Below are 22,600 nucleotides of genomic sequence, written 5' to 3' on the forward strand. Positions count from 1 at the left end.
ATTGTTGAGCTGTTCACCGCGGCCGACAGTGCCGACTGGCCCCTCCTCCGTCACCGTTCTCGACCAACTTCGACCACTGAGCGGTTCAGCCGAGTGACAGTGCGCTACGGCCTCAGTACGTTGAAGCCCTCCTGGGGGGAACGGGAGAAAGTGCGTGGCCAGAGGGGGAAGAAGCGGACCGGTGGGAGATCCTCCCGGACCGCAGGGGGCGCAGTCGTTCGAAGATCTCGCCGGCCGGCTGCGCGCGTTGCGGTCGTGGGCGGGTGTGAGCTACCACGAGGTTCATCGTCGGGTGGTGAGTTTCCGACGGGCCAGGGGGATCGCCGAACTTCCTTCCTACAACACGGTTTTCCGGTGTTTCCAGGCCGGGCGGACTCGCATGGACGCCGAACTGGTGGTGCACATCGCCCGTGTGCTGCTCGGTGAGGACGACGCCACGGCCGCCGAATGGCGGCTCGCACACCAGGTGATCACCGGTGTGGCGACCGAGGCCGAGATCGTCCGCGTCAACAGCTCGCTGCCGGACGACATCGCCGAGTTCACCGGCCGTGCGGACGAGCTGGACATGATCCTGGCAGGTCCGGGCGTTGTCGTGATCGAGGGCATGGCGGGTGTGGGCAAGACGGTGCTCGCCACTCGTGCCGCACACTTGTTGCTGCGCCAAGGAAACTATTCGGACCTGCAGCTCTCGGTGAACCTGCGCGGGTACGACCTCGAGCGGCCACCCGCCGATCCCGCCGCCGTGCTGGACGGGTTCCTGCGGCATCTCGGCCTGTCCGGCGACCGCATCCACGCCATGAGCCTCGCTGCCCGCGGTGCGGCGTTCCGCAAGCTGCTGGTCGGACGAAAAGCGTTGGTGCTGCTGGACAACGCGATGAGCGAGGACCAGGTGCGGCCGCTGCTGCCGGAGAGCCCCGACGCGCTGGTGCTGGTCACCAGCCGCCGCACGCTGCCGGAGCTGCCCGGTGCGCGACGGCTGCCGTTGACCGTGTTCGGCCAGAACGAGGTGCTGGACCTGTTGCGCCGCAGTGCGGGCGCGGACCTCATCGCCGCCGACCTGGACACGGCGACCAGGATCGGCGAGCTGGTCGGCCGGTTGCCGCTGGCGGTCGGGCTGGTCGCGGGCATCATCGCGGACCGTCCGCATTGGACACTGGCGGACCACCTGCTCCGGCTGACCGAGCGGCACGACCACCGGCACCTCGACAGCGGCGTGGAACTGGCACTCGACCTCTCCTACCGCGCCCTGCCCGCCGGGCACCAGCGCACGTTCCGGCTCACCGCACTGCATCCCGGTCCCGACTTCGGCGCCGACGCCGCCGCCGCGCTGGCCGGCGTCGACCCGGACCTCGCGCAACGCCACCTCGACGACCTGCTGGCGGACCACCTCCTGCAGCTCAAGGCGCCATCACGGTACGAGCTGCACGACCTGGTGCGCGTCTTCGCGGACGCCCGCGTGGTCGACGAGGAACCCAAGTCCGCGCAACGAGAAGCACTGACCCGGCTCTTCGACCACTACCTGCAAACCACGGCGGCCGCGCGCAACACCCTCAACCCGGCCGAACGGCACGAGTGCGCCCCCGTCGCTTCCGTCGCCGACGCCAGGGCGTGGCTGGAGACGGAGCACACGAATCTCATGGCGATCGCCGACCACACGGCCCGCCACGGCTGGCACCGCCACACGGCACGGCTGATGACGATCTTGGCGAAGCATCTCGACATGACCGGACGGCATCACGACGCCATCACCCTCTACCAGCACGTGCTGAACACCGGTGACCTCACCGACCAGGGCGCCGCACTGCACAACCTCGGCCGGGTCCACTGGCGGCTGGGCGATCACGACAGCTCGCTCGACCACTTCGCGCGGGCGCTGGAGATCCACCGCGCCACCGGAAACCGGGCAGGAGAGGCCGCCGCGTTCAACAACATGGGCAACGTCCACCAGCGGCTCGGCCACTACACCCTGGCGCTGCAGCTCTACCTGCGAGCGCTGGTGCTGCGCCGCGAGCTGGGCGACCGGGTCGGCGAGGGCGCGACGGTCGGCAACGTCGGCATCATCTACCACCGCATGGGCCGCTACCAGGAGGCGTTCCTCCACTACCGGCAGGCACTGGTGATCCGCCGCGAGGTCGGCGACCGGGAAGGCGAAGGCGCGGTGCTCGCCAACATCGCCGAGACCCACCAGTGCCTGCAGCAGTGGAGACCCGCCCGCGACCACTACGAACAGGCGCTCGCGATCTTCGACGAGCTGGATGACAGGTCCAACCGCTCGTACGCGCTGGCCTACCTGGCCCAGGTCCTGATGAGGCTGGGCTTCACGAAGCTCGCGCTCGACCACCACGACGAGGCTCTCGCGCTCGCCAGGGAGGTCGGCGAGCTCAGCGTCGAGACCGAGGCCCTCAACCGGTACGGCGAAACCCTGACCGCGCTCGGCCGCCCCGCCTCCGCGCGCCCGTTCCACGAGCGGGCGCTCGAGCTGGCCTCGCAGACCGGAATCCGGTTCGAGCGGGCCCGCGCCCTCGACGGTCTCGCCGCCGCCTTGTCCCGTGCGGGCCGCCACGAAGAGGCGCTGCGCCACCGCGCCGAGGCGGTGGCGCTCTTCGCCGACCTGAACCTGCCCGTGCCCTCGGCTAGCCGCGAGTCAGCAAGGCCACTGGATACCGGTCGAGCAGCGACGCCAGGCTCTCCGGCGCCGGCCGCCCGGTGAGCACGTCCGTCCACCGTCCATCCGGGAGTGGCAACACCGTGTCCTGCCACCCCGTGCGAGCCAGGGTCACCGGCAACCGGGTCGCCACCGCGATCACGCCGGATCGTTCGAACGCCAGCACGTGCTCCGCGGCCGGGCCCTCGGCGCGCAACGGCCGATAGCCGTGCAGACCGCGGGCGCGGACCTGCAGGGCCTTTCGCACGACGAGGAGCTTCGCCGCGCCCGAGTCGTCGACCTCCGGCAGCCAGCCGTCGTCGATGCGGTCCAGCAGCTCCCGGCGCACCGCGTAGTCGACAGGCCGGCGGTTGTCCGGGTCGACCAGCGAGAAATCCCACAGCTCGGTGCCCTGGTAGACGTCGGGCACACCCGGCGCGATGAGCTGGACCAGCTTCTGCCCCAGCGAGTTCGACCAGCCCGGCGCCTTGATCCGCTCGGCGAACGCGGCGACCTCCGGCTCGTTCAGCACCTTCGAGGGCCACGCGGCCACCTCGGCGTCGAACTCGGCGTTCCGGTCGACCCACGACGTTTTGATCTTGGCTTCGCGGGACGCCTTCTCCAGGTACTGGCCCAGGCGTTCCGCGGTGATCGGGAAGGCGCCGACGAGCGACTGCCACGCCAGGCGGTTCAGCGTCGGTTCGGAGAGACCGTGCTTCGCGGACATCGCCGACTCGAACGCCAGGTACTCCTCCGGCATCTCGGCCAGCACCGCGAGCCGCGCCCGCACGTCCTCCGACCGCTTGGTGTCGTGCGTCGACAGCGCGGTCATGGCGTCCGGGGTCTGCGCCTCACGGGCTGCCGCGCGCTGGTGGAACTCCTCCACCGGCAGACCGAACCGGTCCGGTGCGCCGCCGACCTCGTTGAGCGCCACGAAGTTCGTGTACCGGTAGAACGCCGTGTCCTCGGTGCCCTTCGCGACGACCATGCCGGACGTCTGCTGGATCCTGGTCGCCAGCTCGCCGTGCGGATCGGCGCGGACCTGCTCGTCGAGCGCGCGCACCGCCGGTGATTTGCTCAGCCGTACCGCGGTTTCCCAGTACCGCGAGCCTTCCGGCAGGTACGACCGGTACACCGGGAAGTTGACCATCACCTCGGCGACCGCCGCGCACGCGTCCTCGAACGGCACACCCTGCACGAGCCGCGCGATCCGGCGCACCTCCGCGACCAGGATCGAGTCCGCGACCTGCTGCCGGGACGCGTGCTCGACCTCGTGGAAGTCACCCGCGAACGCGTCCGTGGGCGCGATGAACACACCGCAGACCTCGCGCAACGCGTCGTAGCCCGTGGTGCCGTCGACCGGCCAGCTCTGCGGCAGCGGCTCGTCCGGCCCGAGGATCTTCTCCACGACCAGCCAGCCGTCGAAGTGCTCGCGCAGCCGCCGGAAGTACCCGCCGGGATCGGCGAGCCCGTCCGGGTGGTCGACGCGCAACCCCGTGACCCCCCACGACAGCACCTCGCGGTGGGTCGCCTCGAACACCTCGGGATCCTCGACCCGCACCGCCGCGAGCTCGGTGATGTCGAAGAACCGCCGGTAGTTGAGCTCGGTGTTGCCGCGCCGCCAGTCGACCTTCAGGTGGTGCTCGTGGACCTCGTCGTCCGAGGCTTCCGCGAGCACCGGCAGCAGGACCTTGCCGGACGACCAGTCGATGTCGAAGTACCGCGCGTACTTCGACGCCTGACCGTGCGCGAGCACGTCGTCCCACCACGGGTTCGGCACGACCATGTGGTTCGGCACGATGTCGACGACGAGCCCGAGGCCGAGCTCCGACAGCCGTTCCTGCATCGCCTTTCGCCCGTCCTCGCCACCCAGCTCCGGCCGCGCACGGGTCGGGTCCACGACGTCGTAACCGTGCGTGGAACCCTCGCGCGCGTCGAGCATCGGCGACGCGTACAGCGCGCCGACACCGAGTCGCGCCAGGTAGTCCGCGATGCCGGTGGCGTCGGCGAAGGTGAAGGACGGGGTGAACTGGACGCGGTACGTGGAGGAGGGCGCGCCCATCAGCCCACCCTCTGCAGCACGACGAGCGACCGCGCGGTGAGGGTCAGCTGCCCGCCCGCGACGACGGGCTTCTCCCCGTTGCCGATGTGGCCGGTGGTCGTGTCGACCACCACCCTCCACTCAGGACCGTACTCGGCATCGGGCAACGTCACCTCGATGTCCTCGTGGTGCGCGTTGAAGGCCATCAGGAACGAGTCGTCGACCACCCGCATGCCGCGCGCGTCGAGGTCGGGAATGCCCTCACCGTTGAGGAAGATGACGATGCACCGGCCGAAGTCGTCCTCCCAGTTCTGCTCGGTCATCTCCTCGCCGGACGGGGTGAACCACGCGATGTCGCGCAGCTCCTCGCCCTTGCGGATCGGCCGGCCCGCGAAGAACCGCTTGCGCCGGAAGACCGGGTGCGCCTTGCGGAACGCCGCCAGCGCCGAGGTGAACTCGACCAGCTCGGCGTTGGTCTCCAGCAGCGACCAGTCGACCCACGACACCTCGTTGTCCTGGCAGTACGCGTTGTTGTTCCCGTTCTGCGTGCGCCCGAACTCGTCGCCGTGCAGGATCATCGGCACACCCTGCGACAACAACATGGTCGCCATCAGGTTGCGCCGCTGCCGTGCCCTCAGCTCCAGGACTTCCTCGTCGTCCGTCGGCCCCTCGACACCGCAGTTCCACGACCGGTTGTGGCTCTCGCCGTCCTGGTTGTCCTCGCCGTTGGCCTCGTTGTGCTTCTCGTTGTACGACACCAGGTCGTTGAGCGTGAACCCGTCGTGCGCCGTCACGAAGTTGATCGACGCGTACGGCCTGCGCCCGTCGTCCTGGTAGAGGTCGCTGCTGCCGGTGATCCGCGAGGCGAACTCGCCCAGCGTCGCGGGCTCGCCCCGCCAGAAGTCGCGCACGGTGTCCCGGAACTTGCCGTTCCACTCCGTCCACAGTGGAGGGAAGTTGCCGACCTGGTAGCCGCCGGGCCCGACGTCCCACGGCTCCGCGATCAGCTTGACCTGCGACACCACCGGGTCCTGCTGCACGACTTCGAAGAAGGTGGCCAGCCGGTCGACGTCGTAGAACTCGCGGGCCAGCGTCGCCGCGAGGTCGAACCGGAACCCGTCGACGTGCATCTCGGTGACCCAGTACCGCAGCGAGTCCATGATGAGCTGCAACGTGTGCGGCGTGCGCACGTTGAGCGAGTTACCGGTGCCCGTGTAGTCCATGTAGAACTGCGGATCGTCCTCGACCAGCCGGTAGTACGCCTCGTTGTCGATACCGCGCATCGACAACGTGGGCCCGAGGTGGTTGCCCTCGGCGGTGTGGTTGTAGACGACGTCGAGGATGACCTCGATCCCTGCCTGGTGCAGGGCCCGCACCATGCCCTTGAACTCCTGCACCTGGTTCAGCGGCAACGCCGAGTAACCGTCGTGCGGCGCGAAGAAGCCGATCGTGTTGTAGCCCCAGTAGTTGCTGAGCCGCCGCTCGGCCAGCGTGTGATCGCTGATGAACTGGTGCACCGGCATCAGCTCGACCGCCGTCACGCCGAGCTTCGCGAGGTGGTCGATCATCACCGGGTGCGCGAGCCCGGCGTACGTGCCCCGCAGCCGGGGCGGGATCTCGGGGTGGTCGATGGTGAGGCCGCGAACGTGCGCCTCGTAGATGACGCTCTCGTTGTACGGCGTCTTGGGCAGCCGGTCGTTCGTCCAGTCGAAGAACGGGTTCACGACCACGCTCTTCGGGACGTGCGGCGCCGAGTCGGTGTCGTTGCGCTCGTCCGGCGCCCCGAACTTGTACCCGTACAGCGCCTCGTCCCACGCCAGGCCGTTGGAGATGGCCTTGGCGTACGGGTCGATCAGCAGCTTGTTGGGGTTGCACCGGAGCCCTCGCGCGGGGTCGTGCGGGCCGTGCACGCGGTACCCGTACCGCTGCCCAGGCCCGACGCCGAGCAGGTAGCCGTGGTGGACGAAGCCGTCCACCTCCGGCAGCCTCACGCGTGTCTCGGTGCCGTCGTCGTCGAACAGGCAGAGTTCGACGTACTCCGCGACCTCGGAGAACAGGGCGAAATTGGTGCCCACGCCGTCGTATCCAGCGCCTAGCGGGTAGGGCCTTCCAGGCCAGGGTCGCACGATGCTCCTCACAGACTGTCAGCTACCTGACGGACGGGACGGGGACCCTGTCCGCCTACTGTCTCGCGCCGATCCCAATCGGCGGTCCTCGTCTGACACGGTCGCCCGGTGCGAGGTGAACGCTTCACGACTACTAGCCCGCGGGGCGCAGGTCTTACAGTCAGCTCCACGTCCGTTCGAGCCGGATGGTTCCGGGTCTCCGGCTACCCCGGTACCTGTCGTGGTGCTCGCCGCGAGTGCGGCGAGGTTGCGGGCGGCGTTGAGATCGCGATCGATGTTCAACCCGCACGACTCACAGCGGAACACCCGGATGTGCAACGGCAGCTTGGTTTTCACCACGCCACAATCCGAGCACGTCTTCGACGACGGAAACCAGCGGTCGGCCACGACCAGACGACTACCCCGCCACCGCGTCTTGTACGCCAGCTGTCTTCGGACCTCCGTGAACCCGGCATCAGCGATCGACCGCGCCAACCGGCGGTTGCGCAACATCCCGGCCACGTTCAGATCCTCGACCACGATCGTGCCGAACTCGGTCGCCAACGCCGTCGTCAACTTGTGCAGTCCATCACGCCGCACATTCGCAACGCGGCAATGGAGGCGGTTGCGGCGCTGGTTCGCTCGTTCCCACCGCTTCGACGGCCTCGCACCAGTGCGCCTGTCCGGCCCGCATCTTCGCGACACCTTGCGCGAGATGCGACGCAGCGCTGTCGACTCACGAACGAAGTGCTTCGGGTTGAGCACGAACCCGGCTGCGTCAGTCACACCGTGGAGCGGCCGGGACAGCACTGCAAGGTGCGCGACGCCCAGATCCACACCGACCACCGCATCCGGCTGGGCAGGTGGCGGGTCATTGCGCTGAACCTCGCAGGTGAATGCACAGAACCAGCGACCACCCTCGACGCAGACCGTCGCCGACATGACACGGGCTGTGCCAGCCTCGATCCGCCGGGCGAGCTTGCGGGTCGACTCGTACGTCCGGATCCGGCCCAGCTTGGGGAGTGTCACGTGGTGACGGTCAGGCTCGACACGGATACCTCCGGTGGTGAACCGGCACGACCGGCGCGCACGGCGCCTCGACTTGAACCTCGGAAACTGGACGGTCGGACCTGTTCGCTTGCCAGTACGAGAGTCAGTCCAGTTCTTCAACGCCAGTGCAAGCCTGTAAAGGCCTCCGCTGTACGCCTCCTTCGAGCACTCCGTCCACCAGGGTGCAACCTCGTGCTTCGCTCGGTTCCAGATCCACAGCAACGAACAGTGCGACCACTGCAGCGCTGGAGTGAGAGCCTCGGGTGCGATGCCACAGCTCTTCTCGGCCTGGCGCTGGTCCATGACCGCCTTGACCAGCGCCAGGCCCCAGTTGAATGCGAACCGCGCAGCACCGCAGTGCGCGGACAGGGCCCGCGCCTGTGCCGGAGTCGGGTCCAATGCGAACCGGTAGGCCTGGTGGACGATCACACTCCGAACCCTACGAGCAGGCACCGACAATTCCCGGCCCGCTACAGGAAGGTTCTCACGAGAGTGGGAGCGGCTTAAGTCGAACGTGTGATCGTCACCAATCAGCTGCTACCGCGTGCAGTCACACCCTTTCGTGTGCCAGCACGAGCTGCCCACGTGCGGCCGTGAGCAACGTGCGGGCTTCCTGGATCTCGCAGTACTTCAGGTGCTCACAGGCAGCCTCCGCGCAAGCCAGCGCGTTCTGCAGGGCGATGTTGCCGTCCACGGGACCCGCGTCCCGCAGCGCGTCACGCAGTGACTCCTCCGCGCGCCGTGCCCCGACCACCGGGTCGCCGAGCGCTTGTGGTCTCACCGCGGCGAGAACCTGCTCGACGGCCAGTTCAAGCACGCCGGTTGGTGTCCGCGTGCTCACGGCTGAGCTCATCTGGTACGCCACCTCCAAAACAGGGGTCGTGGTCCGCCGTCGGGTGACGGCCTCAGAGTACTCCGCAGGTCCATGACCTGCCGTTACGCAAAAGTTTCATCTTCCACGGCTGCGCAGCGGACGGGTGATGTCCCGGACGCGCGGAAAGAAATCCTCCAGGGCGACCGGCAGGGGGATTCTCCAGTTCGGGTGCTCGTCGATCGTGCCCGGCACGTTGGGCTGCCGGGTTTCCCGCAGAGCGTCCTGAGGTGAAGTCAGGACCAACGCGCAGGGTGCCTGCGCGAGCAACTCGTGGGCGCCGGCGACCCGGTCGGAGGCGTCGATGCCCTCCTGGCGCATCAGCGCGTCGAAGTCGGGGCCGTCGGGGCCCGCGAAGAACGTCGCGGCGGTCGGGAGGTCGTGCGTGGAGATGCTGGCCATCGCCTTCGGGTTCCACTGCGACGGCGGGACCAGCGGATGCCCCTCCGCGTAGTAGTCGCGCTGGAAGTACAGAACGGCGCTGGTCAGCATGCCGTTCTCCGCCAACGTCTTCGTGACGACCGGCTCGACGGTGCCGAGGTCCTCGCCCACGACAACCGCACCCGCGCGGTAGGCCTCCAGCGCCAGCACGCCGAGCATCGCGTCGGCGTCGTAGTGGACGTAGGTGCCGCGTGACGGCGGCTCGCCCGGCGGGATCCACCACAGCCGCCACAGGCCGGCGACGTGGTCGATGCGGATGCCGTCGGCGTGCTTCAGCACGCTGCGCAGCACCTGGCGGAACGGGCGGTAGCCGGTCTCGGCGAGCTTGTCCGGGCGCCACGGCGGCAGGCCCCAGTTCTGGCCGTCCGCGCTGAACGCGTCGGGCGGGGCGCCGACCGCGACGTCGATGGCGAACGCCTCGGGGTCCGCGAACGTGTCCGCGCCGCCGGGATCGACCCCCACCGGGAGGTCGTGGATGACACCGACGGACATGCCGGCCTCGTGCGCGGCGAGCCGGACGTCCTGGAGCTGGCGGGTGCAGAGGTGCTGGAGCCAGGCGTAGAACGCGACGCGCTCGGCCGGGGCGCCGGCACGATCGGCCGGCCACTCGCGCCAGTCCTTGCCGTGGATCTCGGCGAGCGCGCAGTACGTGGCGAAGGCTTCGAGGCCGGCGTCCATCTCGATCTCGCCGCCGGGGAACAGCAGCTCCAGCGCCTGCTTCTTGGCGTCCCAGATCGCGTCGTAGTCGATCAGGTCCTGGTTGGCGGGCCTGAGGTCGCGGATGAGTTGCCGGGTGCGCGGGCAGGCCTGCAGGAACTCCGCGGTGTCGGTGACGCGCAGGTACAGCGGGTTGACGAAGCGGCGGCTGGTCGGCGAGTACGGCGAGCGTTCGACCGGGTGCGTCGGCGCGGGTGCCTGCACGGGGTTGACGAGCACCACGCCCGCGTCGAGCTCCAGTGAGGACCTGCGCGCGATCGTGGCGAGGTCGGCGAAGTCGCCCATCCCCCACGAGTCCTTCGACCGCGCCGCGTAGAGCTGCAGCATCCAGCCCCAGGTGTGTGGCACGTCCGGCAACGTCCTCGGCGCGACGGCCAGCGTGATCGTCTGGGACGCGGTGACGACGCGGTGCCAGCCCAGCGGCAGGCTGTCCGGCAGGTGCCGCTCGACGTCGAAGACCGTGCCGTCCTCCAGCTCGACGGTCGCCGGGCCGCGCAGGTCGTACGTCTCGTACTCGCGGATCACGATCGTCGGCGGAAGCGTTTCGACGGCCCGGCGCTGCTCGATCTTGGCGAGCTCACGCGCCACGGAGTCCTCAGTGGACGCATCGACGCCGAACTGGGCGAGGACCTTGATGACGACCGCGGTGTCGACGACGACCTCTTGCTGGTCCGCGTTCTCGTACCGAGTGGCAACGCCCCAGGCGTCCGCCAGTCGCGCCACCGACTCCTCCACAGGTACAAGCTATGTCACAGCTCGGTCGGCATTACCAGAGCAAATGGTCCCTGGTCACCCGAAGGGTGCAGACCTGTTGGGATGCACACTCTCGGATGCATTTGCTTAAACATCCGATGCTTCTGCCGGAATCGCCACGACAGCCTCCACCTCGACCAGAAAGTCGGGCCCGAACAACGCCGCGACCTGAACCAGCGTGCTCGCCGGGTTGTGCACTTCTCCCAGCGCGGGCCGCAGAATCTCGTCACGCACGTCACGAATGGTCTGAACCTCCGACGCATCAAGCACGTACCAGGTGAACTTGATGACATCCGACCAGTCGGCGCCGATTTTTCTGATCACGTGATGAAGATTGCTCAGCGCCTGCCGGGTCTGGGCGCCCAGGTCGTCGACCCCGACCACGCAGCCCTGCGCGTCGACCGCGACCTGGCCGGAGACGAACGCGAGCTTTCCGGTGACCGTCACGGCGTGGGCGTAGCCGGGGGTGTCCGGCAGGTCGGGCAGTTCGGTCAAGCGCTCTTCGACGGGCATGCGTTCACCGTACTCAGGCGGCCGGCCCGCTCGAGTTGCGCACCACGAGCCGCACCGGGTGCTCAGCAGGCTCGATCTCGCCGCCCCTGATCAACGTGAACAGATCGGCGACCGCGTGCTCCCCCTGCTCCTTGGCCGCACCCTCGACCGCGGTCAGCCCGACCACGCGGGTGAGCTCCTGCCCGTCCAGCGACACGATCGACACCTCGTCCGGCACCGCGCGCCCGTCGCGCTGCATGCGCAGGTAGATCCCCACCGCCGCGGCGCCGTTCGAGCTGATCACGGCGGTCGGCAGGCGCTCGCCGTCGAGCAGCACGTCGACCACCTGCTCGCCGCCGTCGACGGTCGGCGAGCACCACACCGTCCACTCCGGACGGACTTCGAGCCCGGCCTCCAGCAGGATCTCGTCGTACGACTCGTCGACCCCGTCGGACAGCACCAGCGCCACGTCGCGATGACCGAGCGCCTGCAGGTGCGCGACAGCGGTCTGCAACGCGCGCCGCAGGTCGGCGTCGTCGACGGTGATGTACGGGACTTCCAGGCTGCCCAGCGCCGCCTGTTCGGCTTCTGTCATGGACATGGACAGAAGAAGCACTCCGTCCACGCGGCGCCCCAGCGGCAGCTCGTCGAAGAACTTCTCCCGAGCGTCCGCGGAACCGAGGACGTAGAGCAGCACGTCGTACCCGGCCTGCCGCAGCGCACCCTCCGCGCCCGCCAGCACGGGGCTGACCTCGGACGTCAGCACCGCGATCGCGTACCGGCGCCCACCGGCCAGCGACGACGCGTCGCGCGCGATGGCGTACTTCATCCGCCGCGCGACCTCGCTCACGTGCTGCCTCGTCGCCTCGGACACGCCCGGTTCGCCCCGCAGGGCCCGCGATACGGTCGCAGCGGACACCCCTGCAGCCTTGGCCACATCGGACATGCTGGTCACGGTTCCGAGCGTATTGGAGATCCATGAAGCCCGGCGACATCGCCCCCGACTTCTCCCTGCCCGACCAGGACGGCACCGAGCGCAAGCTGTCCGAGCTGCTCGAGAACGGGCCGGTCGTGCTCTTCTTCTACCCCGCCGCGATGACGGCCGGCTGCACCGCGCAGAGCTGCCACTTCCGCGACCTCGCGGCGGAGTTCGCCGAGGTGAAGGCGCAGCGGGTCGGCATCTCCACCGACGACGTGGCGAAGCAGAAGCAGTTCGCGGAACTGCACGGCTTCGACTACCCGCTGCTGTCCGACGTCGACGGCGAGGTGGCCGAGCAGTTCGGGGTGAAGCGGCGGTTCGGGCCGATCCCGGTCAAGCGGCACACGTTCGTCATCGACACCGGCCGCGAGGTCGTCGAGGTGATCAAGAGCGAGTTCAGCATGAACTCGCACGCGGACAAGGCGCTGGCGGCACTCAGGAATCGGTGATCGTCAGCACGCCGTAGGGCCCGGAGGCCCAGCCCTCGCGGACAGTCCTGCCGTCGATCGTGTACTTGCCGTGCACCTCGGCGCCGTCCGGGCCCGCCACCACCACGAGCACCACCGACGCGGACGGCTCGTCAGCGGGCACCTCGACGGTGCGCGTCCACGGCAGGGTCACGTTCATGTCGTTCTGCACGGTGCTGCCGACGGTCGCGGTGACGGTCAGCGCCTTGCCGCTGCCGTTCACCTCGAACACCACCACCTGCTTGGCCGTGGGCGGTGGTGGTGGCAGCACGCGCGGAGGCTGTGGCGGAGGTGGTGGCCCCGGCTCCTGGGCGCTCATCGCGTCCACCACTCGCGGGCCGTAGACCGCCCCGCCCACCGCCAGCAGCGCGACGACCAGCAACAACACCCACGGCCACTTCGGTGACCGCGGCATCTCGTGCATCGGCGGCGCGACACCGTATTCGGGCGGTAGCTGCGACATGCGACCCCCTCCCCCTGACCGGGAAGTCGATCTCACGACGGCTGTCGTTACCGCAGGCCGGCCAGCACGAAGTCCGCGATCTCCCCTGCCAGCCGGGCGGGCGGTTTGGGACCGTCCGGCCGGTACCAGACGGGCAGTTGGTTCACGACGCCGAACGCTATCCGCACCACGGTGTCCGCGGGCACGGCGGAACTGAACTCCCCGTCCGCCTGCCCCTTCTCGATCACCCCGAGGAACGTCTCGTGGTACCGGCGGCGCTCGGCGCGGAACTCGGTCATCCGCGCCTCGTCGAGCCGGTGCATCTCGCGCACGAACACGGCGGTCTCGTCGACCCGTTCGGCCGTGGAGACCACCAGCGACACGAGGATCTCCCTGACCGTGTCGGCGGACGACAGCCCGAGCTCGATGATCCGGTCCATGTCCGCGGACTGCGCCGTGATGAGCAGCCGGTAGATCTCGAAGAGCAGGTCGTCCTTCGCGCGGAAGTAGTGGTACAGCGCGCCTTTGGTCACCTCCGCGGCCGTGACGATCTCCTGCACCGAGGTCGCGTCGTAGCCCTGCGACGCGAACAGGCGCACGGCCGCGTCGATGATCTTCTGCTCGGTCGCGCCGGGCATCGCTAGGCCTTGGGCGCCAAGGCGCGTACCTGCTCCACCTGGTCGCCACCGGTCGGCAGCAGCGCGATGATCGGGGTGTCGACGCCCGCGGTCTGGTACTCGGCGACGCGCGCGCGGCACTCGTCCAGCGAACCGTGCACGATCAGCGCGTCGACCACCTCGTCAGGGATGGCCTTCGACGCGGCCTTGCGGTCGCCCGCCGCCCACGCGTCGTGCATCGGGCGTAGCGCCTCGCCGCGGCCCAGCCAGTCGTGGAACGCCGCGTAGGCGGGCACGGTCAGGTAGGTGCTGATCAGCATACGTCCCAGCGCCCGCGCCGCGTCGGCGTCCTCGGTCGGGCACACGAAGATCCGGGCCGCGAGCTCCGCGTCCCCGAGCTCGCCCCGCACCTGCGCCACGTCGGAGGCGGCCAGCCAGTTGGTGATGGCGCCGTCGGCCTCGCGACCGGCGAGGCGCAGCATGTTCGGCCGCAGCGCCGCGAGCATGATCGGCACCTTCTCGGCGGGCGGGCGCTCCAGCTTGAAGCCCGACACCTTGAACGTGTCGTACTCGGCGGTGACCTTCTCGCCCGCCAGCGCGGCCTTGAGGAAACGCAGCGTGTCTCGGGTGCGCTTGAACGGCTCCTCGAACGGGATCGCGTTCCAGCGCTGCACGATCGCGGGCGACGACGAGCCGATGCCCAGCACGAACCGGCCACCGGTCACCTCGGCCAGCGTGGCCGCGGTCATCGCCAGCGTCGCGGGGCCACGCGTGTAGACGGGCGCGATCGCCGGGCCGAAGCGCAGCTCGGAGGACCACTGGGCGGCGAGCGCCAGCGGCGTGAACGCGTCGGTGCCGGTCGTCTCGGCCGACCACACGTCCGTGTAGCCGAGGCCGGCGAGCTCGGACACCAGCGCGCGGTGCTCCAGCACCGGCACGCCGATCAGCGGCAGCGTGATTCCCCAACGAGCCATGAACGCCCTCCATGTCAGCGACCTGGCCCCACCCTACCGACCGGTCGGTATGCCTTACAACCGCAGGCTCCGCCGCGACGGGTGCGGAGCCTGCGGCGAGACCTACTTCTTCCTGGCGAACGTCAGCCCGTCCGCGATCGGCACGAGCACCGACTCGACGCGCGAGTCGTTCAGCACGAACTTGTTGAACGCGTCGATCGCGGCGGCGTTGCCCTCCGGCTGTTCCGCCGCGGCCTCGCCGTAGTAGAGGGTGTTGTCCGCGAGCAGCAGGCCACCCTGACGGAGCCGTGGCACCAGCAGGTCCCAGTAGTGGACGTACCCGACCTTGTCCGCGTCGATGAACACCAGGTCGATGACCGGCTCGTCCGGTAGCTCGGCCAGCGTCTGCGCGGCGGCGCCGAGCCGGAGGTCGATCCGGTCGCGCACGCCGGCCGCCTGCCACGCCTCCTCGGCGATCGCGGTCCACTCGGCGGAGATGTCGCAGGTGATGACCTTGCCGTGCGGGGGAAGCGCCTGCGCGAGCGCGAGCGTGGAGTACCCGGTGTACGTGCCGACCTCGACCACCGTCTGCGCGCCGGTGATCTTGACCAGCAGGGACAGCAGGACCGCCTGCTCGTGCGGGATCTGCATCTCCGCCGAGTCGCCGAGCTCCAGCGTCCGCGCGATCAGCTTCTCCTGCACCGCATTGGGCTGGCCTGCCTGTTGGCGCACGTACTGGTAGATCTGCGGGGTCATGACCACGGTCTTGAAGTCGTTCACGCGCGGCCTTCTCTCATAGTCGGGTGACGAGCGTCCTGAGTGTGTCGCTGTACTCGGGCCGCAGCGGGTGCTCCTCGAGGTCACGACCGATGGCTGACAGGACGGCGGCGCGGTGTGCGCGGTAGCGGCTCAGGCACACGTTCTCCCGGCTGACGAGGAAGAACTCGTCGAACCGGTCGCGCTCGGCGTCGGTGGTGGGCACCTGTGTGCGTCCCGACTCGCGCAGCAGCGAGTTGCCGCAGGGCACGAGTCTGCGCATGACCTCCATGTGTGCCAACAGGTTCGCCTTGCTCGCGGAGGAAAGCGGTGCGGCCGCCACGGGCCCCAGTGCGGTACGCGCCCGGCGCAGCAGGCCGGGCAGGGGCTCGTAGTCACGCGCCCACCGTCCGCTGAACGCCGGGTCGAACGCCATCATCATCGGCCGGATGACGTCCTCGTACACCTCACGGGAACAACTGCCCGAATAGGCAAGCATCACCGAGTACGCGTCATATCCAAGCGCAGCGAGGCGGACTAGTTGCGAATCAGGCTCGCGTATCAACCGATCGAGTGAAGCCGAAAGAAACCTCCAGACCAGAAATGCGCCGTGATGGCCGAGAAACCACCGGTGGACGGCACGGTCCACCGGATCTTCCGGCGCGTTGATGACGATCGGCAGCTGATAGCAGCCGGTGCACGGAATCAGTTCCGAGCCCGGCATCGGCAGCCGCAGCACCGGCAGGTCGACGTGAATGCGACCCCAGGCGGGCGCACAGGCCGGAGCGCTCATCGCTCACCCTCCACTTCGGACGCAATGGTGTCGAGAAGAACGGCGGCACGGCGGAGCTCGGTGTCAAGTGGCCGATCTTCGGCGATCGGCGGAACTTCGGCGGCGATCCGGTCGAACACCTCCGCGAGCCGTGGCGCCCGCGGACGGCGTGCCCCGACGTGAACCGCCTGGCGCAACCCGATCGCCAGCCCGGCGTGCAGGTAGCGCAGCAGCCCCACCTGGTCGAGCGCGGTGAACGCGGCCTGGGTGCCGAACGGGACGACGTCCTGGTTGTGCAGGTTCGTCGGCAGGCTCTGCACCGAGGCGGGCGTGGCGGCACGGCGCATCGCGGCGACCGTCGCGGTCGTGCAGAGCTGCACGCCCTGCAACGCGTGGTGCTGACCGGGCAGCGGGCTGAGCATCGGCGGCAGACCGCCCGTGCGGTGCGGATCGACCAGCAGGTCGAGCTGACGTTCGGCCAGGTTGCCCAGCTGCACCAGCGCGACGTTGAGCTGGTCGGCGGCGAAGGCGCTGGGCTGACCGAAGAAGTTGCCGCCGTGCACCACCTCCCCGCTCTCCGGGAAGAACAACGGGTTGTCGCTCACGCCGTTGAGGTCGCGGCGCACCACGTCCTCGGCATGCCGCACGCTCGTCCCGGCCGCGCCGATCAGCTGTGGTGTGCAACGGATGCTGTACGCCTCCTGCAACGGGCGCTCACCGGACGGCGCGCTGCCCGCGAGCCAGGTGCGCAGCGCGGCACCGGTCTCCGCGACGTCCGGATGCCCGAACGCGGCCAGCAGCCCCGCCGACGTGAACTCCTGACCGCAGCCGAGGACGTCGGTCATCAAGGCGGACAACAACTCCGCGATCCGGTGCGATCGTTTGGCCTGTGCGACAGCGAGTCCGAGCGCTGCGGCGGTCACCGAAATGCCGTTCACCAGCGCGAGCGCGTCACGCCCGTCGAGCTCCAGTTCCCGCAGCCCGGCTCTGCCGAGCGCGTCCGCCGCGGGCATGAGCTGACCTTGGAAATACGCGTTCCCGTTACCGCGCAACGCATGCGCGACGTAGGCCAGCGGCTGGAGGTCACCGCTCGCGCCGACCGAACCCAGACGTGGCACGGCGGGGGCGAATTCCGTGCCCAGCACGGCGATCAGCGCGGTGACGACGTGCTCCGACACGCCGGACCGTCCTCGTGCCAGCGAGAACAGCCGCGCCAGGACGGCCGCGCGAGCGACAGCGGGTGGCATCAGCTCGCCATGGCCGACGATGTGGTGAATGATCGTGTTGTCGCTCTGCGCGGCGCCGTCCGCGCGGCCCGCGAACTCGACGAGCGGCCCGAAACCCGTTGTGACACCGTAGATCGCGCGTCCGGAGCCGCTCATCTCCCGCACGAACTCACGGCAGCGGGCGACACGTGCTCTCACCTCGCCGGGAAGATCGACGTGCAGTGGACCGCGGGCCAGTTCCAGCTGTGCGGGTTCGAGTGCCGCCGCCAGGTTCACGGCAGCGGAAGAGGTTCCGACAGGCACGAGGCCTCCTGTGGACGTTTTTGGGGAGCCTCTCGCGACGATCCCCGTTGACCTGTCGGCGAGGAAGGGCCTGAACGCACTACCCGAACAAATATCGGTACTTGGTTCCTACCCGTGGCGGTAGTTGTTGTCCGTTGACAGTGCAGGGCGTTTTCAGCCGTCCTCCTGCGTGATCAGCCCACCGGACCGGTGATCGAACTCTCCGCTCACGATTCGGGCCAAAAGAGCGGCCGACTGCTCCACCGGGGTGAACCTGCCCCCGTCGCGCTGAGACCTTGCCCACTGCGCGATCCGGCGCAGGTGCGGGTCGTCCGTCTCCAGGTCGCAGCCGCGACTCATGAGGCCGGCGTCGACCATGCCGGGGTCGTAGCTCAGCACCGCGATCGGCCGTCGTCTGAGCTCGATCGCGAGGTTCTCGGTCAGCTTGATCACGGCCGCCTTCGACACGGAATACGCCGTGACGTAAGGCCATCGGTGCACGCCGGCGTTGCTGACGACGTTGATGATCCGCCCGCTCGTCATGGTGCGGATCGCGGCGTTCGCGGCGAACGCGGTGCCACGGAGGTTCACCTCGAACGTGCGCCACCACTCGTTCTCGTCGACCTGCCACGTCGGCCCGACCGGCCCGCCGAGCGCACCGTTGTTGACCAGCACGTCGATCCCGCCGAGGCTCTCGACGAGCTTCGGGGTCGCGCCGGGGTCGCCGAGGTCGGCGACGTGCGCCTCGACGTCGACGCCCTTCGCCCTGAGCTCGGTTTCCGCAGTCCGCAGCGCGATCTCGTCGCGTCCGGTGATGACGAGCTGGTGCCCTTGCGCGCCAATGGCTTCGCTGAACGCCCTGCCGAGCTCCTTGGCGCCGCCGGTGATCAGGACTCGCACTCGTCCGCTTCCTTCAGCGACCGGTGCGGAATCTTGCCCGAGACCGACTTCGGTATCTCTGCCACGAGCTCAACTTGGCGCACGTTCTTGAAAGGCGCCACCTCCGCCGCCACGAACGCCATCAACTCGTCCGCGGTGACGTCGCCTTCCGTCACCACAAAGGCTTTGGGGTGCCTGGCCGTTAACCCGATCGGGCGCGGGCGTCTCGTACTTGATCATTTCTTTGATGCGGCCGACGACGCGGAACCGGCCGTTGTGGACACGCACGAGATCACCGGCGCGCAACCATCCGTCCACGAAGGCCCGTCGCGGGGCACTTGCCGCTCCGGAATCCACACCGCCGGGCCTCATGCCCGGCGGTGTGGCGGGAGACGACTAGAGCGTGACGCCGCGCGCGGCCAGCCAGCCCACCGGGTTGACCTTCTGAGACCCACCGACCCACACCTCGAAGTGCAGGTGCGGCCCAGTCGACTGCCCGCGGTTGCCGATCGTCGCGATCTGCTGCCCGGCCTTGACCTTCGCACCCTGCGGCACGTCGATGGTGTTCATGTGCCCGTAGACGGTGATCGTCCCGTCCTCGTGCTGCACCCGGACCCACAACCCGAACCCGGACGCCGGCCCGGCCTCGACCACCGTGCCGTCCATGACCGACACGATCGGCGTGCCGATGGCGTTGGCGATGTCGACACCGTTGTGGCTCGTACCCCACCTTGCACCGAAGCCGGACGTGAAGCTTCCCTGCGCGGGCCGCACGCACTTGGGCCGCCGCGCCTCAGCCTCGGCGGCGAGGCGAGCCTGCTCGGCCTTGACGGCCTCCTGGCGCTTCGCATAAGCGCCTTCTGCGGACTTGAGCGCCTCGCGGACGTTGAACTGCACCTCGATCTGCTCGGCCTGCAGCAGCTTGAGCGTCTCCGAGCTGGTGTTCAGCGAGTGAACCGTGCGGATCGCCTCTGGTTGCTGCGCGGTCATGGCGGCCGCGAGATCCTTTGTCGCGGCTACCGGCACGATGCGGTCAACGGGAGTGACCGTGGCCATCGCCTGGGTGAAACCTGCGCCGGCCAGGGCGCCCGCGGCGACAACCGCCGCTACGGCCTTCTTGCGGTCCAGGTCCACTCTGGCGATGACGTCCACCAGCGGACCCTTCGTCCTCGCTCGATGCCGTGCCAAAACTGCCTCCATGCACTCGGGGGAGTTCGGCTAACCGCTGGTGTGCCTCGGCTTCGGGGGCCGGGCGTGGTGCAGGGCGTGTTGGTGCTCTGCGGCGGGCTGGGGAGGCCCTGTCGGACTGGACCGTTTCGGGGGAGATCCGTGTCCTTGCGGTTATCGAACCGTGACATGCAGCGGTGAACGTAACCTCGCGTCACCGACAGGAGCAAGCCAAGTGGGCATTTAGGTGATGAGGGCCACGATTGGTAACACACCGTAGTTGAGTCGTGGTGGGGTTGATCAACGGGCTTTAGACCAATCCCGTTCTTGGCGTTTGTACTGGTCAGTCGCTTTATCGTGAAAGCTTTGCGGCTGGGTTTGGCTGGACAGGTGCGGCTGCGTGGTTACGAGGCGTGCTTGGCTCGTTGCGGGGTCGCCTTTGGGGCTCGCGCTTGGTGCGGGGTGGTTGCGCGGGGCTGCTGGCGGCTGTTCCAGCGGAGGGGTTCGTGCTGTGCGTCGGCTCCCCTTGAGCAGGTGGCGCGCGGGCCGTTACCGAGCTTTGGTTGCGTCAACAAGGCCACAGCGGAGTGCGCACGGCCCAACGGGCGCCCTCCACCCGCCACAGCTCCCACCCAGTGCGCCACCAGCGGGGTACGCGACCCTGCCAAGCGCCACCCACTCACCACCTGGACAAAGCAAAGGGCCGTCGGACGCATCTGGCGTCCGACGGCCCCGCAATCAATCAGGCTCTACTTGTACCGGGCGGCCGCTGGTGGCAGCGGCACCACCGGCAGGCCCTCGTGGATCACCTTCATCGCGTTGAACCACGTCGGAGCCGCTACCTGGCCGCCGTAGACGCCCTGGTTGCTGCCCGGGCAGAACCGGATCGGGTTGGCGCAGATCACCTCGGGGCGGTTGCCGTCGGCGTAGGTCATGACAGCGCCCGCGTACTGCGGGGTGGCGGCCATGAAGGCGACGGACTTGTGCTCTTCGGTGGTGCCGGTCTTGCCGATGGTCGGGCGGTTCCAGCCGGAGCCGGAGGCCGCCTGGGCCGCGGTGCCCTGGCCGGTGGTGTCGTGGGACATGCCCTGGGCCAGGGAGTTGGCCAGTTCGGTGTTCACGGCCTGCTCGCAGGGCTTTTCCTTGAGCGGGACTTCCTTGCCGTAGCGGTCGATGACCTTCTCCACCGGGGACGGCGGGCACCAGGTGCCGCCGGAGACGATGGTGGCGGCGACGTTGGCCAGTTCGAGGACGCTGGTGGCGCCGGGGCCGAGGGTGTAGGAGCCCGCGTTGTTCTGCTTCGTCCAGTCGCCCTGGGACGGGCCGTTGGACTTGTCGTCCTTCAGCGGTTCGCCCGCGCGGTTGACGCCCTGGAGGGTTTCGCGCATGCCGAGGCGGTAGGCCATGTCCACGACGCTGTCGAGGCCGGTCTTCTCCTGCAGGATCACGAAGCCGGTGTTCGGCGACTGCGCCAGGGCCTGGGTCAGCGACATCTTCTCGCCGTAGGTGCCGGCGTTCTCGACCTTCCACGGCGCGCCGCCGTTGGGGTAGACCCGCGAGTAGTAGACCTTCGGGACCGCCATCTCCTTGTCGATGCCGATGACGCCCTTCTCCAGCGCGGCCGCGGCGGTGAAGACCTTGTTCACCGAGCCGGGGCCGAACGGGAGGACCTCGGCGGGCACAGGGCGGGCGACCTGGCCGAGCTCGGCCTTGTTGCCGTAGTCGCGGGAGGCGACGAGGGCGCGCACGCGGTGCTTGTCCTTGCCCGGCTCGACGACGGACATGACGTTCGAGATGCCGTTCTGGGTCTTCGGGACCTGCTGCTCGGCCGACTGCTTCGCCGCCTTGGTGGCCTTCGGGTCCATCGTCGTCTTGATGGTGAGGCCGCCGCGCTGCAGTTCCTTGTTCGTGATGCCGGACTCCCGCAGGTAGTCGAGCAGGTAGGAGCAGAAGAAGCCGTAGATCGGGCCGTCACCGGCGCCGACGCAGCCCTTGGGCAGGATCTGCAGGTCGTCGACCACGCCCAGCGGCGCGGCCTTGTACTCCTCGGCCTTCTTCTGGGCCTCGGTCTGGTCGGCACCGAACGCGCCGTTCTCGCGCATCTTGTCGATGACGATGTTGCGACGCTCCAGCGCCTTCTCCGGCGAGGCGCCGGGGTTGAGCGACGACGGGCGGTTCGCGATCGCGGCCAGCAGCGCGGCCTGCGGGACGGTCAGCTTGTCGGCGGTCGTCTTGAAGTAGGCCTTGGCCGCGGCGCCCACGCCGTAGGTCTGGTTGCCCAGCGGCACGATGTTCAGGTAGCCGGTGAGGATCTCTTCCTTCGACATCTGCTGCTCGAGCTGCAAGGCGACCCGCGCCTCGCGCATCTTGCGGCCGATGGTCGCCTCGGTGGCCTTCTCCCAGGCTTCCTGCTCGTTGTCGGCGCCGAGCACGAACGCCATGTAGTTCTTGACGTACTGCTGCGTCAGCGTCGAGGCGCCCTGCGTCGCGCCACCGTCCACACCGGCCTTGGCGGCGGCACGGGCGATGCCCTGCCAGTCGACGCCGCGGTGGTCGTAGAACCGCTTGTCCTCGATCGCGAGGATCGCGGCCTTCATGGTGTCCGAGATGTCGCTCGACGCCAGCGGGATGCGGTACTGGTCGTACAGATAGGCGATCGGGTCGCCGTTCATGTCCTGAATGGTCGTGACGAGAGGCAGCTCCCCCTTGGCGAGGTCACCCGACGTCTGGTCGACGGTGTCGGCAGCGCGGTTGGACGCGAGCCCGAGACCTCCGACGAACGGGAACACCATCGCAGCGAGGAGCACGCCCGCCGTCAGGCACAACCCCAGCAATTTGACCAAGCCTGACGCGCGTGCGGCGAACAAACCCGCAACTCCTTCCGAGCAACACCCCAGAGATCCCTACTTATAAGTCGCGCGGGAGGCCCGTGAGGTTGCGTCCGCT

At 68.8% G+C, this 22,600-nt stretch carries 19 protein-coding genes; 2 read left to right on the forward strand and 17 right to left on the reverse strand.

Features of this window, described 5'->3' with window-relative positions; translation table 11 throughout:
• Window positions 1–181 precede the first annotated feature (181 nt).
• Entirely contained in the window at window positions 182–2,710 is a 2,529-nt protein-coding gene (locus C8D87_RS08435) for a tetratricopeptide repeat protein (RefSeq protein ID WP_146771657.1), read from the forward strand.
• On the opposite strand, the gene treY is transcribed toward C8D87_RS08435, so the two are convergent.
• The 7 genes from treY to C8D87_RS08470 form a co-directional block, all read right to left on the reverse strand.
• Window positions 2,634–4,706: a malto-oligosyltrehalose synthase gene (gene treY, locus C8D87_RS08440; protein WP_112226140.1), complete on the reverse strand. Its 2,073-nt coding sequence runs from the start codon at window positions 4,704–4,706 to the stop codon at window positions 2,634–2,636. The genes C8D87_RS08435 and treY overlap by 77 nt on opposite strands.
• Window positions 4,706–6,811 (reverse strand): glycogen debranching protein GlgX, encoded by a 2,106-nt coding sequence (gene glgX / locus C8D87_RS08445; protein ID WP_112226141.1) that lies wholly within the window; start codon window positions 6,809–6,811, stop codon window positions 4,706–4,708. The genes treY and glgX overlap by 1 nt, the downstream gene beginning before the upstream one ends.
• An 18-nt stretch (window positions 6,812–6,829) precedes the next feature.
• Window positions 6,830–8,269 carry an IS607 family element RNA-guided endonuclease TnpB gene (gene tnpB / locus C8D87_RS08450; protein ID WP_215732212.1) on the reverse strand — a complete coding sequence of 480 codons (1,440 nt, stop codon included), beginning with the start codon at window positions 8,267–8,269 and terminating at the stop codon, window positions 6,830–6,832.
• 121 nt (window positions 8,270–8,390) lie between these two features.
• On the reverse strand, window positions 8,391–8,693 hold the full coding sequence (locus C8D87_RS08455; RefSeq protein WP_112226347.1) for a hypothetical protein: 303 nt from the start codon (window positions 8,691–8,693) through the stop codon (window positions 8,391–8,393).
• Window positions 8,694–8,789: 96 nt separating this feature from the next.
• A complete protein-coding gene (locus C8D87_RS08460; RefSeq protein WP_112226142.1) occupies window positions 8,790–10,604 on the reverse strand; it encodes a 4-alpha-glucanotransferase in 1,815 nt (604 codons plus the stop codon).
• A gap of 105 nt (window positions 10,605–10,709) precedes the next feature.
• Window positions 10,710–11,135, reverse strand: coding sequence for a RidA family protein (locus tag C8D87_RS08465; protein ID WP_112226143.1), 426 nt, complete (start codon window positions 11,133–11,135; stop codon window positions 10,710–10,712).
• 13 nt (window positions 11,136–11,148) lie between these two features.
• The gene (locus tag C8D87_RS08470; protein ID WP_112226144.1) at window positions 11,149–12,060 is read right to left on the reverse strand and encodes a LacI family DNA-binding transcriptional regulator; all 912 of its coding nucleotides are present in this window, start codon (window positions 12,058–12,060) and stop codon (window positions 11,149–11,151) included.
• Window positions 12,061–12,092: 32 nt separating this feature from the next.
• Between C8D87_RS08470 and C8D87_RS08475 the strand changes: the two genes are divergently transcribed.
• Entirely contained in the window at window positions 12,093–12,542 is a 450-nt protein-coding gene (locus tag C8D87_RS08475; RefSeq protein WP_112226145.1) for a peroxiredoxin, read from the forward strand.
• Here the strand turns inward: C8D87_RS08475 and C8D87_RS08480 are convergent.
• The 10 genes from C8D87_RS08480 to C8D87_RS08525 form a co-directional block, all read right to left on the reverse strand.
• Complete coding sequence (locus C8D87_RS08480; protein WP_112226146.1) at window positions 12,529–13,023, reverse strand: MmpS family transport accessory protein; 495 nt, start codon at window positions 13,021–13,023, stop codon at window positions 12,529–12,531. The two genes, C8D87_RS08475 and C8D87_RS08480, sit on opposite strands and share 14 nt — an antisense overlap.
• 47 nt (window positions 13,024–13,070) lie before the next feature.
• The gene (locus tag C8D87_RS08485; RefSeq protein WP_109635426.1) at window positions 13,071–13,640 is read right to left on the reverse strand and encodes a TetR family transcriptional regulator; all 570 of its coding nucleotides are present in this window, start codon (window positions 13,638–13,640) and stop codon (window positions 13,071–13,073) included.
• A gap of 2 nt (window positions 13,641–13,642) precedes the next feature.
• Window positions 13,643–14,593, reverse strand: coding sequence for an LLM class F420-dependent oxidoreductase (locus C8D87_RS08490; protein WP_112226147.1), 951 nt, complete (start codon window positions 14,591–14,593; stop codon window positions 13,643–13,645).
• Window positions 14,594–14,695: 102 nt separating this feature from the next.
• A complete protein-coding gene (locus C8D87_RS08495) occupies window positions 14,696–15,352 on the reverse strand; it encodes an O-methyltransferase (protein ID WP_233439419.1) in 657 nt (218 codons plus the stop codon).
• Window positions 15,353–15,365: 13 nt separating this feature from the next.
• Entirely contained in the window at window positions 15,366–16,121 is a 756-nt protein-coding gene (locus C8D87_RS45055; protein ID WP_146771658.1) for an L-tyrosine 3-hydroxylase, read from the reverse strand.
• Window positions 16,118–17,629 carry an HAL/PAL/TAL family ammonia-lyase gene (locus tag C8D87_RS08505; RefSeq protein WP_112226148.1) on the reverse strand — a complete coding sequence of 504 codons (1,512 nt, stop codon included), beginning with the start codon at window positions 17,627–17,629 and terminating at the stop codon, window positions 16,118–16,120. The genes C8D87_RS45055 and C8D87_RS08505 overlap by 4 nt, the downstream gene beginning before the upstream one ends.
• Window positions 17,630–17,782: 153 nt before the next feature.
• Window positions 17,783–18,508, reverse strand: coding sequence for an SDR family NAD(P)-dependent oxidoreductase (locus tag C8D87_RS08510; protein WP_112226149.1), 726 nt, complete (start codon window positions 18,506–18,508; stop codon window positions 17,783–17,785).
• Entirely contained in the window at window positions 18,496–18,699 is a 204-nt protein-coding gene (locus C8D87_RS47490; RefSeq protein ID WP_411711354.1) for an AMP-binding enzyme, read from the reverse strand. Before C8D87_RS47490 ends, C8D87_RS08510 begins: the two co-directional genes overlap by 13 nt.
• Window positions 18,700–18,883: 184 nt before the next feature.
• Window positions 18,884–19,675, reverse strand: a complete 792-nt coding sequence (locus tag C8D87_RS08520) for a M23 family metallopeptidase (protein ID WP_233441981.1) — start codon at window positions 19,673–19,675, stop codon at window positions 18,884–18,886.
• 728 nt (window positions 19,676–20,403) lie between these two features.
• Window positions 20,404–22,497 (reverse strand): transglycosylase domain-containing protein, encoded by a 2,094-nt coding sequence (locus C8D87_RS08525; RefSeq protein WP_233441982.1) that lies wholly within the window; start codon window positions 22,495–22,497, stop codon window positions 20,404–20,406.
• Window positions 22,498–22,600: the final 103 nt, after the last annotated feature.

Source organism: Lentzea atacamensis, assembly GCF_003269295.1.
Taxonomy (GTDB): Bacteria; Actinomycetota; Actinomycetes; order Mycobacteriales; family Pseudonocardiaceae; genus Lentzea; species Lentzea atacamensis.